The organism is Pseudoalteromonas sp. Bsw20308, from assembly GCF_000310105.2.
Lineage (GTDB): Bacteria > Pseudomonadota > Gammaproteobacteria > Enterobacterales > Alteromonadaceae > Pseudoalteromonas > Pseudoalteromonas fuliginea.
Map to the genome: position 1 here is coordinate 1,628,990 of NZ_CP013138.1, position 12,369 is coordinate 1,641,358.

Annotated in this window: 16 protein-coding genes; 15 read left to right on the forward strand and 1 reads right to left on the reverse strand. The window is 39.7% G+C overall.

The features are described from left to right. The first annotated feature begins 30 nt into the window (after window positions 1–30). Window positions 31–990 carry a 23S rRNA pseudouridine(955/2504/2580) synthase RluC gene (gene rluC / locus D172_RS07000; RefSeq protein ID WP_002962392.1) on the forward strand — a complete coding sequence of 320 codons (960 nt, stop codon included), beginning with the start codon at window positions 31–33 and terminating at the stop codon, window positions 988–990. Then, window positions 987–1,649, forward strand: coding sequence for an HAD-IA family hydrolase (locus D172_RS07005; RefSeq protein WP_007375271.1), 663 nt, complete (start codon window positions 987–989; stop codon window positions 1,647–1,649). Before rluC ends, D172_RS07005 begins: the two co-directional genes overlap by 4 nt. A 9-nt stretch (window positions 1,650–1,658) precedes the next feature. Here D172_RS07005 and D172_RS07010 read toward each other — a convergent pair whose 3' ends face one another. Beyond that, a complete protein-coding gene (locus D172_RS07010) occupies window positions 1,659–2,258 on the reverse strand; it encodes a Maf family protein (RefSeq protein ID WP_007375270.1) in 600 nt (199 codons plus the stop codon). A gap of 131 nt (window positions 2,259–2,389) precedes the next feature. Between D172_RS07010 and yceD the strand changes: the two genes are divergently transcribed. From yceD to D172_RS07075, 13 genes are all read left to right on the forward strand, one after another. Next, window positions 2,390–2,914 carry a 23S rRNA accumulation protein YceD gene (yceD, locus tag D172_RS07015; RefSeq protein ID WP_007375269.1) on the forward strand — a complete coding sequence of 175 codons (525 nt, stop codon included), beginning with the start codon at window positions 2,390–2,392 and terminating at the stop codon, window positions 2,912–2,914. A 9-nt stretch (window positions 2,915–2,923) separates the two neighbouring features. Next, entirely contained in the window at window positions 2,924–3,094 is a 171-nt protein-coding gene (gene rpmF, locus D172_RS07020; RefSeq protein WP_002962381.1) for a 50S ribosomal protein L32, read from the forward strand. 12 nt (window positions 3,095–3,106) lie between these two features. Beyond that, on the forward strand, window positions 3,107–4,147 hold the full coding sequence (gene plsX, locus D172_RS07025) for a phosphate acyltransferase PlsX (RefSeq protein ID WP_007375268.1): 1,041 nt from the start codon (window positions 3,107–3,109) through the stop codon (window positions 4,145–4,147). A gap of 52 nt (window positions 4,148–4,199) precedes the next feature. Then, window positions 4,200–5,126: an ACP S-malonyltransferase gene (gene fabD / locus D172_RS07030; RefSeq protein WP_007375267.1), complete on the forward strand. Its 927-nt coding sequence runs from the start codon at window positions 4,200–4,202 to the stop codon at window positions 5,124–5,126. A gap of 11 nt (window positions 5,127–5,137) precedes the next feature. Beyond that, the gene (gene fabG / locus D172_RS07035; RefSeq protein ID WP_007375266.1) at window positions 5,138–5,884 is read left to right on the forward strand and encodes a 3-oxoacyl-ACP reductase FabG; all 747 of its coding nucleotides are present in this window, start codon (window positions 5,138–5,140) and stop codon (window positions 5,882–5,884) included. Window positions 5,885–6,134: 250 nt separating this feature from the next. Beyond that, a complete protein-coding gene (gene acpP / locus D172_RS07040; protein WP_002962377.1) occupies window positions 6,135–6,371 on the forward strand; it encodes an acyl carrier protein in 237 nt (78 codons plus the stop codon). Window positions 6,372–6,587: 216 nt separating this feature from the next. Next, entirely contained in the window at window positions 6,588–7,826 is a 1,239-nt protein-coding gene (gene fabF, locus D172_RS07045; protein WP_007375265.1) for a beta-ketoacyl-ACP synthase II, read from the forward strand. A 59-nt stretch (window positions 7,827–7,885) separates the two neighbouring features. Next, on the forward strand, window positions 7,886–8,701 hold the full coding sequence (pabC, locus tag D172_RS07050) for an aminodeoxychorismate lyase (RefSeq protein WP_007375264.1): 816 nt from the start codon (window positions 7,886–7,888) through the stop codon (window positions 8,699–8,701). Further along, complete coding sequence (mltG, locus tag D172_RS07055) at window positions 8,695–9,681, forward strand: endolytic transglycosylase MltG (RefSeq protein ID WP_007375263.1); 987 nt, start codon at window positions 8,695–8,697, stop codon at window positions 9,679–9,681. Before pabC ends, mltG begins: the two co-directional genes overlap by 7 nt. A gap of 6 nt (window positions 9,682–9,687) precedes the next feature. Further along, window positions 9,688–10,314, forward strand: a complete 627-nt coding sequence (tmk, locus tag D172_RS07060) for a dTMP kinase (RefSeq protein ID WP_007375262.1) — start codon at window positions 9,688–9,690, stop codon at window positions 10,312–10,314. Window position 10,315: 1 nt separating this feature from the next. Beyond that, window positions 10,316–11,230 (forward strand): DNA polymerase III subunit, encoded by a 915-nt coding sequence (locus tag D172_RS07065; protein ID WP_007375261.1) that lies wholly within the window; start codon window positions 10,316–10,318, stop codon window positions 11,228–11,230. 12 nt (window positions 11,231–11,242) lie between these two features. Further along, a complete protein-coding gene (locus tag D172_RS07070; RefSeq protein ID WP_007375260.1) occupies window positions 11,243–11,569 on the forward strand; it encodes a PilZ domain-containing protein in 327 nt (108 codons plus the stop codon). An 18-nt stretch (window positions 11,570–11,587) separates the two neighbouring features. Continuing rightward, window positions 11,588–12,367 carry a TatD family hydrolase gene (locus D172_RS07075; protein WP_007375259.1) on the forward strand — a complete coding sequence of 260 codons (780 nt, stop codon included), beginning with the start codon at window positions 11,588–11,590 and terminating at the stop codon, window positions 12,365–12,367. The last annotated feature ends 2 nt before the right edge of the window (window positions 12,368–12,369 follow it).

Below are 12,369 nucleotides of genomic sequence, written 5' to 3' on the forward strand. Positions count from 1 at the left end.
AATTATTTTACTTAAATTAGTGATTAGGCAATGTCAGAAAAAAACGACTTACAAGTAACTTATGTCACGATCAATGAAGACCATTTAGGTCAGCGTATTGATAACTTTCTTATTACCCATTTAAAAGGGGTGCCTAAAAGCGCTATTTATAAACTTTTGCGCAAAGGTGAGGTACGCGTTAATAAAAAGCGTATTAAGCCTGTATATAAACTACAGCTTGACGATGTGCTTCGTATTGCACCTATCAGGGTTGCTGAGCGTGAAGAGTTTGTACCATCAAAACTAGATAAAGTAACTCGCCTTGAAAACGATATCTTATTTGAAGATAAATACCTTATCGTTATAAATAAACCTTCAGGCATGGCTGTTCATGGTGGCAGTGGTTTAAGTTATGGTTTAATTGAAGCTTTGCGCGCGCTTCGCCCAGAGGAGCGCAGTCTTGAGCTAGTTCACAGGCTTGACCGTGATACATCGGGTTGTTTACTTATAGCAAAACGTCGTTCGGTGTTAACAGCATTGCATGAACAGCTTCGTGAAAAAACAATGGAAAAAAATTATTGGGCACTAGTTGAAGGGCAGTGGGACTCTAAAACTAAAAATGTAACCGAAGGGCTGCGTAAAAATACGCTTAAATCGGGTGAACGCGTAGTACGTGTAGATAACACTGAGGGCAAGCCTTCGCATACGCGTTTTAAAGTACTTGAACGTTTTAATGATTGCTCGCTTGTACAAGCGTCGCCTGTTACAGGTCGTACACACCAAATTCGTGTGCACACGCAGTGTAAAGGCCATCCAATAGCGTGTGATGATAAATACGGCGATCAAGGGTTTGATGAATCTATGCGTAAAGTTGGCTTAAACCGATTATTTTTACATGCACACGATTTAAGTTTTTATCATCCTAAAAACGAAACAACGATGCGTATTGAAGCGCCCCTTGATAAAACGCTTAAAAATACATTACTAAAATTACGAGACGCAAAACAGTGATTGCAGTGACGCCAATTAAAAAATATAAGCTCGTCATTTTTGATTGGGATGGCACCGTTATGGATTCAGTCACTAAAATAGTTAACTGTATTCGTAGTAGTGCTGAGTCACTTAATTTAGTGTCACCAAGTGATTTAGCAATTAAAAATATTATTGGTATGTCGCTTGAAAAAGCAATTGATGTTTTATTTCCTGATGATACCGCGCAGCATCAAGCGCTAATTAAAGGGTATAAACACCAATATAGTGTTGATACCACGCCAACTCCTGTATTTGCTAATGTTGTCAGCGTTTTAACTGCTTTAAAAAAGCAAGGCATTGTTTTAGCTGTTGCCACAGGTAAAGGTCGAGATGGATTAGAGCGCTTGCTTGATCAAAGCCAACTGAGACATTTTTTTAGTGCAACACGTACAAGCGATGACGCACTGTCTAAACCGTCTGCGGATATGCTGTATCAATTACTTGAAGAACTTGGCATAAGCGCTCAAGATGCCGTAATGATTGGTGACACTCAAATAGACATGACAATGGCAAAAGCTGCAGGCATGGATAGAATTGGTGTAACCATGGGGGTGCACAACGCACAGCAATTAAATGAGCTTAATCCGGTTGCAACGGTAGATAACTATCTGCAGCTGCAACAGGTTTTGCTTGGCTAATTTATTTAACTAGAACTTGTTTTGAGCGGTAAGTACATCAATACCAAACTCAGCCAGTAATTGGCTGAGTTTAATTAGTGGCAACCCAATTAAGCTATTAGGATCGTCTCCGCTTAACTTTTCAAATAAACAAATACCTAACCCTTCACTTTTAAAACTGCCAGCACAGTTATATGGCTGCTCTGCGTCGCAATAAGCACTAATTTGTGCATCACTGAGTGTTTTAAACGTCACATTAAACGGTTCTACGCAGGTTTTTTTTGTTCCAGTTACAATATCGTAAACACAAAGCCCAGTTAAAAATGTTACAGTATTACCGCTAAATAAATTTAGTTGTTTTACGGCATTGTTTTTATTGTGTGGTTTACCTAAAATTTGATTATTAAACACAGCTACTTGGTCTGATCCAATAGCTAACCCTTTGTTAAAGTGTTTATTAGCTGCAGAGGCTTTTAATTCACTTAAACGCTTAACCAGTTCGGTAGGTGTTTCGCATTCAAGTGCTGACTCGTCAACGTCTGGTGAAAATGTATCAAATGGTAAATTAAATTTTTGTAATAAAGACTGCCTAAAAGGCGAGCTTGACGCTAAAATAAGTGGGTGCTTCACGGACTGTTTCCCTAAGATAATTCAGATTGAGTTAGGATAAATCAGATCCGAGAGTAAAACACGTTAAAAACCAAGTAAAAATGGTTTTTTACTTTGACTAACAAACTAACTATCTATATGATGCAGCCCCTATGCAAAAGGTGAAAATTCCCATCACTCTTCATCCAGGCAAAGCAGCGCAGCACCGTTTAAAGTATGACGGAATTGTACCGCTTGAAAAACTTACTCGTTTAGAGAAAGTTGTGCAGGAAGAAGTAGGTGAAATAGCGGTAAAAATACATTGCAAGAATGATGATCAAGGTTTCGCTGTGATTAGAGGCAATTTGTCCACACACGTTACTGTCATTTGTCAACGTTGTAATGGTGATTTAGGGTTGGATTTGGTTCAAGACTTTGCATATTCACCAGTAGGTGAAGATACAGAGTTAGATATTTTTCCAGAAGACTACGATGAAGTAGCGCTTGATGAAAATGGTGAAGTTAACGTTTTTGATTTAATTGAAGACGAACTAATTTTAGCAATTCCATTAGTAGCTACCCACAACGAAGCTTCATGCAGTTATTCAGCAAAGCCTGCCAGCTTTGGTGTTTTAAAGGCGGAAGATGATAAACCTAATCCATTTGATATTTTGAAACAACTTAAGAAAGATTCTTAGGAGAAGACTATGGCTGTACAAAAAAGCAAAAAGTCTCGTGCAAGACGCGGCATGCGCCGTTCACACGATGCGATCAGTGGTCCAACTTTAACTGTAGATCAAACATCTGGTGAGACTCATCGTCGTCACCATGTGACTGCAGATGGTTACTACAAAGGCGTTCAAGTAATTTCTAAATAAGAGATTACTTATATGCTGAATGATCTAACCATAGCGTTAGATATGATGGGGGGCGATTACGGCCCCCGTTCATCTATTCCTGCTGCCGTTCACGCAGTAAACGCTCATGCCAATTTAACTCTCATTTTATGTGGCAATGAAGACGTTATATCTAAAGAACTCGAATCCCTCGATTCCTTACCTCATCCTAGACTCATAATTCGTCACTGTAGTGAAATAGTCACTAATGCTTGTGAACCTGCAATTGCTGTGCGTTCAAAAAAAGATTCATCTATGCGTGTTGCCCTTGATTTAGTTAAGTCAGGCGAAGCTCAAGCGTGTGTTAGTTCAGGTAATACTGGTGCGCTATTTTTTATGGCTCACTATGTGCTAAAAATGCTGCCAGGTGTAAAACGTGCTGCACTCATTTCATCCGTTCCTACAGAGCTTAAAAACCCAGTATATTTACTCGACTTAGGTGCTAATGTGCATTGCGATGCGCAAATGCTGTATCAGTTTGGCATTATGGGCTCTGTAGTTGCTGGCCAAGCACTTGGCTGCGATAACCCTCGCGTTAGCTTATTAAATATTGGCGCTGAGGATATTAAAGGTCACGATGATATTAAACAGGCTGCACAATTAATGCAGCAAAGCCCACATATTAATTACATTGGTTATAGCGAAGGAAGCGATATTTTTTCTGGCAAGGCTGATGTTATTGTATGCGAAGGTTTTGTGGGTAACGTTGCACTTAAAACATGCGAAGGCATTGCCAAGCTTATTATGAATAAGTTTACAGTTGCGCTTGAAAAGCACCTTTTATATAAATGTATGGCGTTTATATTGCGTCCAATAATAAAAAAACTCTATAAAAGGGTGAACCCCGACCAGTATAACGGTGCTTCTCTGGTAGGATTGCGCGGTATTGTCGTTAAAAGTCATGGAAATGCGTCAGCTAAAGCATTTCAAGCAGCAATTGATGAAGCGGTAAAGGAGGTTGAACGTCAACTTCCTGATAAAATAGCCGCTATTTTCGAAAAAACACATTCTAAAGACACGGCGGTTAATCAATAATTGATGTGCCGTGTATTTCATTATTTATTTGTTTAATTAAAAAGAGCAAAGTATGGCACAAAAAATTGCACTTCTATTCCCAGGTCAAAGCTCGCAAAGCGTTGGTATGTTACAAGAGCTACTAGAGAGTTCTGACATTGTTAAAGCAACATTTGCAGAAGCATCAGATGCACTGGGTTACGACTTAGCAGAGCTAGTTCTTAATGGCCCAGAAGAAAAATTAAATCAAACTCATCGTACACAACCAGCATTATTAACTGCAAGTGTTGCTATTTACCGTGATTGGCTTGCAGCAAACCCAGATGCCGACGTTGTTATGGCCGGTCACAGCTTAGGTGAATATTCAGCACTAGTATGTAGCGACGTACTAAGCTTGAGTGAAGCTGTTAAGCTTGTTGAAAACCGTGGTTTATACATGCAAGAAGCTGTGCCTGCAGGCGTAGGTTCAATGGCTGCGATTATTGGCTTAGGCGATGAAGAAATAAAAGCGGCGTGTGCTGCCTCAGCGCAAGGTGAGGTTGTATCTCCAGTTAACTACAATTCTCCTGGTCAAGTTGTTATTGCAGGGCATAAAGCGGCAGTAGATAGAGCATCACAAGCATGTAAAGATGCTGGTGCTAAACGCGCATTACCACTTTCGGTTAGCGTACCTTCACATTGTGAACTAATGAAGCCAGCAGCGGATAAGCTAGCGGTAGACTTAGCCGCTTTAACATTTAATACACCTAAGTGTGATGTAATTAATAATGTTGATGTAAAAGCTGAATCGACCGCTGATGCAATTAAAGACGCACTAGTACGTCAACTATACAGCCCAGTTCGCTGGACAGAAACAGTACAAGCCTTGGTTGCGCAAGATGTAACACAAAGCTACGAATTTGGTCCTGGTAAAGTATTAACAGGACTTGCTAAACGAATTGATAGAGCAATGATCTGTGGCTCAGTAAACGATGCCGCTTCAATCGCTGCAGCTAAATAAGAGTATATAAAATGTCTAATTTATTTTCATTAGAGGGCAAAATTGTCCTAATTACTGGCGCTAGCCGTGGTATTGGTAAAGCAATTGCAACAACATTAGTTGCGCAAGGTGCAAAAGTTGCAGGCACTGCTACAAGCGAGTCAGGCGCTGCTAAAATCAGTGAGTACCTGGGTGATAGTGGTAAAGGTTATGCATTAAATGTAACGGATCCTGCATCTATTGAAGCGACACTTGCCGCAATAAAAGCTGATTTTGGCGATATTGACGTACTTGTTAATAACGCAGGTATCACACGTGATAACCTATTAATGCGTATGAAAGAGACTGAGTGGGACGATATAATCGACACTAACTTAAGCTCGATTTTCCGTTTATCTAAAGCGGTACTTCGTCCAATGATGAAGAAAAAGAAAGGCCGTATTATCAATATTGGCTCAGTAGTAGGCACTATGGGTAATGCAGGGCAAGCTAACTATGCGGCGGCTAAAGCGGGCGTAATTGGTTTTTCTAAGTCACTGGCGCGCGAAGTCGCATCTCGTGGTATTACAGTTAACGTAGTGGCACCTGGTTTTATTCAAACTGATATGACAGATGATTTAACTGATGAGCAAAAAGCAGCAACGCTTGCCAATGTTCCAGCAGGGCGTTTAGGTCAACCAGACGAAATTGCTGCTGCAGTGTGTTATTTAGCATCTGACGCAGCTGCGTATGTATCAGGCGAAACTTTGCATGTAAATGGTGCGATGTACATGGTTTAGTAGTCATAATATCGGCTAAATAATAAAATTAAGTTAAGTTAGTTAACTCAAAAACATTGAATTATTTGTGAACTTGCTTTAAACATACTTGAAATTGCTGTGAAAATAAGCGATAAAAGATAAAACTTACACTCAGAGGTTTGACCAGACAATTATTTATGGCCAAATCATTGAATCAGAGAATTATGCGGCGTAAACTACGCCGCAATCTGAAAATAACGCATTGGCGTTTTTAATAAAGGAAAGAAGAATGAGCGATATCCAAGAACGCGTAAAGAAAATCATCATTGAACAACTAGGTGTTAAAGAAGAAGAAGTTAAAAATGAATCTTCTTTCGTAGATGACTTAGGTGCAGATTCTCTTGATACTGTAGAACTAGTAATGGCTCTTGAAGAAGAGTTTGATACTGAGATCCCAGATGAAGAAGCTGAAAAGATCACTACAGTTCAAACTGCAATCGATTACGTTACAGCTCACGCTGAGTAATTAATCGCAAATTAAGGGCAGCATTCGCTGCCCTTAATCTATATATCCAAACCACCTCAAAGTTCGTGATTCAAAAACAAACCTTAACTCCCAATCTTAACTAAAAATTATTTTTGCTAGTGTTATGCGTTTTTAATCTATTTTGGGACTAGCACTTTGAGGTAGCTTGGGTATGATCATCCACCTTATAAAAATATCCCTTATTGGAGGCAAACCGTGGCTAAACGTCGAGTCGTCGTAACTGGCTTAGGAATGTTGACGCCGCTAGGTAATGATGTTCAATCAACCTGGCAAGGCTTATTAGATGGTAAAAGTGGTATTCAAACAATAACCCACTTTGATACATCAAAATTTGGTACAAAGTTCGCTGGTTTAATTAATGACTTTGATGTATCGGCTTATATGTCACCAAAAGATGCAAAAAAAATGGATTTATTTATCCAGTACGGCATTGCAGCGGGTGTTCAAGCTTTTGAAGATTCTGGCCTCGAGATAACAGAGCAAAATGCAACACGCATAGGTGTGGCTGTAGGTTCAGGTATTGGTGGTTTAACGCTTATCGAAGAAAACCACATTAAACTATTAAATAGTGGTCCGCGTAAGTTATCGCCATTTTATGTGCCATCTACCATTATTAATATGATTTCAGGTCATTTATCAATAATGCATGGGCTTCGTGGCCCAAATATTTCTATTGTAACGGCTTGTACAACAGGTTTGCACAACATAGGCCATGCTGCGCGTATGATTGCTTATGGCGATGCTGATGCAATGGTTGCCGGTGGCGCCGAAAAAGCCTGTACACCAATTGGTATGGGTGGCTTTAATGCTGCACGTGCACTATCAACCCGCAATGACGATCCACAAGCGGCTTCTCGCCCTTGGGATAAAGACCGCGATGGTTTTGTGCTTTCTGACGGTGCTGGTGTTGTCGTAGTTGAAGAGTACGAACATGCTAAAGCACGTGGTGCTAAAATTTATGCTGAGCTTGTAGGCTTTGGCATGAGTGGCGACGCGTACCATATGACATCACCACCAGAAGACGGTGCAGGCGCTGCCCTTGCAATGCAAAATGCATTAAACGATGCGCAAGTAAATGCAGAGCAAGTGGGCTACATTAATGCACACGGCACATCAACGCATGCTGGCGATAAAGCCGAAACTGCCGCTGTTAAATCTATTTTTGGTAATGCAGCTAAAGATGTAATGGTTGGTTCGACTAAATCAATGATGGGTCACTTATTAGGTGCTGCGGGTTCTGTTGAATCAATCGTTTCGATTTTATCGTTAACGGATCAAAAAGTATCGCCAACTATTAACCTTGATAACCCAGACGAAGGGTGTGACTTAGATTATATTGCGCACACTGCACGTGATGCAAAGCTAGACTTTGCACTGTGTAACTCGTTCGGTTTTGGTGGTACTAATGGCTCGTTGCTGTTTAAAAAGGTATAATCTTTTTTAACAACGAATCAAATTATAAGAGCTCAGTTGTTTAACTGGGCTTTTTTTATATGCCAAATAAAATGCAAACAATAATAGCAGTAGATCAAAACAGCACTTTAAGCACGTGTGACAGAGGCTTAAATTACGGTGACGGCTTTTTTACAACGGCTAAAGTTGTTGATGGGCAAGTACAGTATTGGGCTCACCATAAAGCGCGTTTGATTGAATGTGCACAGCGTTTGGGTTTTCCTGAGTTAGACTTTAATAGCCTTGAAAATCAAATTGCTCAGTATATAAAAGCTGCACCACTGAACGTGCTTAAAATACTTGTAACGCGAGGCGAAGGCGGACGTGGTTATGGGCTGCCAAGTGAGTGTAATATTACTATTTTATTGAGTGTATTAGATTACCCTAGTAATTACAGTGCGCTTACTAAAAAGGGTGTAAGTCTCGAAATAAGCCCAATTAAATTAGCTGCACAACCTCATTTAGCGGGTCTTAAAACATTAAACCGGCTTGAGCAAGTACTAGTTAAAAAAGCAATGCAAACGCAAAACTGCGACGATGTGTTAGTGCTTGATTACAATAACAATATAATTGAAGCCTCAGCAGCTAATATTTTTGCGATTAAAAATAAGTGTGTGTTTACGCCACTGCTTGATGAGTGCGGAATAAAGGGCGTTTACCTACAATCGTTATGTGCTAAATTACCAGTTGAATTTAAACGCGTGAAAGTAGAAGACCTAATCCAAGCAGACGCCGTATTTGTGTGTAATAGCTTAATGGGAGCAGTACCAGTAAAACGTATTGAACAACAGGTATTTAATACAGACGACAGCCACGCATTATTAACTAAATTATTAGCCAAGGAGGCTGAGTGTTAAAAGTTATTTTATCGGTACTCTTTTTAGCTGTTATAACCACTGCTGTTGGTTACCAGCAATTACAAGCAACAATAAATAGCCCGTTAAAGGTAGCTCAAAACACACAATTTGAAGTTAAGCATGGCACTGGCTTTAATAAGTTATGCCACCAATGGCAAGCTAAAAACTGGGTAGAAAGTTGCTGGCGCTATCAGGTAATTGCCAAATTAGATCCCACACTCACCGACTTAAAAGCGGGGCTTTACGAGCTAACAGCCGATAGTGTTATCAGTAATATAAAAAAAATTAATCAAGGCCAGCAAGTCAGTTTTAGTTTTACCATTATTGAAGGGCAAAACTTACGTGAAGTACTAAGTGCTATTAAAAAAGCCGATAATTTACAAAACGATTTAAAAAGTGATGAACTAAGTACACAAATACTGGGTAATAATATGCACTTAGAAGGCTGGTTATTCCCCGACACTTACCATTATCATAATAACGATACTGTAAGCGGTGTATTAAAACGTGCAGCACAGAAAATGCAGCAAACATTAGATGATGCTTGGCAGCAGCGCGCTGCTAATCTACCCTATAAAACAGCATACGAAGCACTAATAATGGCTTCAATTATTGAAAAAGAAACAGGCCTTGCTAGTGAACGTCCGTTAATTGCATCAGCGTTTGTTAATCGATTAAACACCAATATGCGCCTGCAAACCGATCCCACCGTAATATACGGGCTAGGCGCTGATTTTGATGGTGATATTAAACGTAAAGATTTGCGCGATTATACGCCTTACAATACGTATCGAATTAATGGTTTACCACCAACACCTATAGCAATGCCATCAAAAGCTGCTATTTTAGCTGCAGTTAATCCACCCCAAAGTGAGTATGTTTACTTTGTCGCAAAAGGCGATGGCAGTCATCAATTTTCAATCACGTTAAAGCAGCATAATGCAGCAGTTAAAACGTACATACTAAATAAAAAGAACTAAATTTTTATGAAACCAAAATTTATAGTAATAGAAGGGCTAGAAGGCGCTGGTAAATCAACAGCAATTTCCTTATGCCAAGATTTTTTAAACAAAAAACAGATCGACTTTATAAATGTACGTGAACCAGGCGGAACACCACTAGCCGAATCACTGCGCACACTTGTAAAAGCAGAGCATGAAGAAGAAATTGCCTTTGAAACCGAATTGCTGATCATGTATGCGGCGCGTTCGCAGTTAATGCATAACGTCATTAATCCTGCGCTTGAGCAAGGTCAATGGATATTGGCTGATCGCCATGATTTATCATCTCAAGCATATCAAGGTGGCGGACGAGGTATTAGCTCAAATACACTAGCGTCGTTATCATCAATGGTATTAAAAGGATTGAAGCCCGATTTAACTATTTACCTTGATATTGACCCTGTTATTGGCCTTGAACGTGCAAAAGGGCGAGGCGAACTTGATAGAATAGAGCAAGAAGCTATTGAGTTTTTTCAGCGCACTCGCATGCGTTACCTTGAGCTTGCTAACGACGACAGCTCAATTAAAACCGTTGATGCAAATCAAAGTATTGATAAAGTACATCGCGATATAACTAACGTACTACGTACATTTTTTGAAGGGCTAAAATAATATGGCACTGCCTTGGCTACACGATACACAGCAACGCTTAGCGCAGAGCTTTCGTGGCCAGCGTTTTCATCATGCACAGTTGTTTTGTGGACCCATTGGCGTTGGTAAATTCGAGTTAAGCGATCAGTTAGCTAACGCCTTATTGTGCCAAAATATAGTACAGCAATCAGCAGCTGCTAATAGTATTTTAGCACCGTGTGGCCACTGTAAAAGTTGTTTACTCACACTTGCAGGCACGCACCCTGATAAACGTTTAACGCAGGTTGATGGGCAAAGTATTGGCGTAGACGATATACGCGGGATCAGTGATTTTATGAATCACTCTGCGGCGCAAAATGGTAACAAAGTAGTTGTTATTAAAAATTGTGAAAAAATGACAACCGCCGCAGCAAATGCATTATTAAAAACGCTAGAAGAGCCAAGTAATAGCCGATTTTTGATACTTACAACAAGCCAAGCTGCACAGCTTCCGGCCACGATATTAAGCCGGTGTGCTAAGACAGATATAAAAGTAATAAACACACAACTTGCCCAGCAATGGCTTGAGTCATTGCAAATTAAAGGTTATAGCTGGTTGCCACTTTTTTATAGCCAACCATTACAAGTTAAGCATTGGCAAGAGCAAAGTCAGTTACAAAGTATTGATATGCTTTATAAGTTTGCAACTGAGTTTAAACAAAGTCATAATTTTAAAGTGTTAGTCGATATTATAAATAAACAGCCTGAGCTTGTTCGCATATTTACTTTGTTCTTAAGTGAGCAACTAAAGCAGCAGTTAATGCAAGGCATGAGCTTTGATGCATATCAGATTGCGCAACAGGCTCTGAGTGAATTTTTGCAAAATAACACAAAAATCCTTGGGCTTAATTTACCGCTTGCAGTATCGCGATTAGCGCACATATTACGTAATTCATAAAAAGGATTAAACATGCAAGAGCTATTAGTTGATATAGATGATCTAGATGAATTATATCGTTGTTATATGCCTTATTTAAAAAAAGGTGGCTTATTTGTACCCACTAATATGCGTTACGAAGTAGGGCACTCATTGGCACTTAGAGTTACCTTGCCTGATGCACTAGAAGATGATGTAGTGACGGGTAAAGTGTCGTGGATCACCCCACAAGGTGCACAAAGCTCTAACCCACCAGGGATAGGTATTACTTTCTTAGATGATAAAACAAACCTTAATTCTAAGATCGAAAAACTACTGGGGACTATGTTAAACTCCGGTAATCCGACTTACACCATGTAGTAAAAAACAGGCCCAATTTTGATTGTAGATTCGCATTGCCATTTAGACCGTCTTGATTTTGATAAACTTGATTTAAACCTTGACCAAGTGCTTGATAAAGCACGTGCTAAAAAGGTTGAGCATTTTTTATGTGTAAGTGTAACACTTGATCAGTTCCCGAGTATGCTTGATAAAATTCAGCATTACGACGATGTATCAGCTTCTTGTGGCGTACATCCACTTGATCAAAAAGACGCACTTAACAAGCAGCAGTTAATTGACCTAGCATCGCACGACAAAGTAGTCGCTATTGGCGAAACAGGCCTTGATTATTATTATTCAAAAGATACACATGCAGTACAGCAAGCCAGTTTTGTTGGGCATATTGAAGTAGCTAACGAATTACAAAAGCCGTTAATTATTCATACTCGCGATGCACGTGTCGACACCATAAACTTAATGCGTGAACATAAAGCGGAAAATTGCGGTGGCGTATTGCATTGTTTTACTGAAGACTGGGATATGGCCAAAAAAGCCATAGACATGGGCTTTTATATTTCGATTTCCGGCATTGTTACCTTTAAAAATGCTTTAGAACTAAAAGAAGTCGTAAAAAAAATCCCACTCGATCGCTTATTAATAGAAACCGACTCGCCTTATTTAGCACCGGTACCGTATCGTGGGCAAACAAATCAGCCAGCATACGTAGAAGACGTTGCTTATTACATTAGCGAACTTAAAGGCATTAGCTTTAATGAACTGGCTAAAGCGACTACCGAGAACTTTTATTCTTTATTTAAATTAGCAGCTAAAGGCTAAAT

Coding starts and splice junctions, on each gene's coding strand:
- rluC (WP_002962392.1), top strand. CDS start 31: ATGTCAGAAAAAAACGACTTACAAGTAACTTATGTCACGATCAATGAA.
- yceD (WP_007375269.1), top strand. CDS start 2,390: ATGCAAAAGGTGAAAATTCCCATCACTCTTCATCCAGGCAAAGCAGCG.
- rpmF (WP_002962381.1), top strand. CDS start 2,924: ATGGCTGTACAAAAAAGCAAAAAGTCTCGTGCAAGACGCGGCATGCGC.
- plsX (WP_007375268.1), top strand. CDS start 3,107: ATGCTGAATGATCTAACCATAGCGTTAGATATGATGGGGGGCGATTAC.
- fabD (WP_007375267.1), top strand. CDS start 4,200: ATGGCACAAAAAATTGCACTTCTATTCCCAGGTCAAAGCTCGCAAAGC.
- fabG (WP_007375266.1), top strand. CDS start 5,138: ATGTCTAATTTATTTTCATTAGAGGGCAAAATTGTCCTAATTACTGGC.
- acpP (WP_002962377.1), top strand. CDS start 6,135: ATGAGCGATATCCAAGAACGCGTAAAGAAAATCATCATTGAACAACTA.
- pabC (WP_007375264.1), top strand. CDS start 7,886: ATGCCAAATAAAATGCAAACAATAATAGCAGTAGATCAAAACAGCACT.
- tmk (WP_007375262.1), top strand. CDS start 9,688: ATGAAACCAAAATTTATAGTAATAGAAGGGCTAGAAGGCGCTGGTAAA.
- D172_RS07065 (WP_007375261.1), top strand. CDS start 10,316: ATGGCACTGCCTTGGCTACACGATACACAGCAACGCTTAGCGCAGAGC.
- D172_RS07070 (WP_007375260.1), top strand. CDS start 11,243: ATGCAAGAGCTATTAGTTGATATAGATGATCTAGATGAATTATATCGT.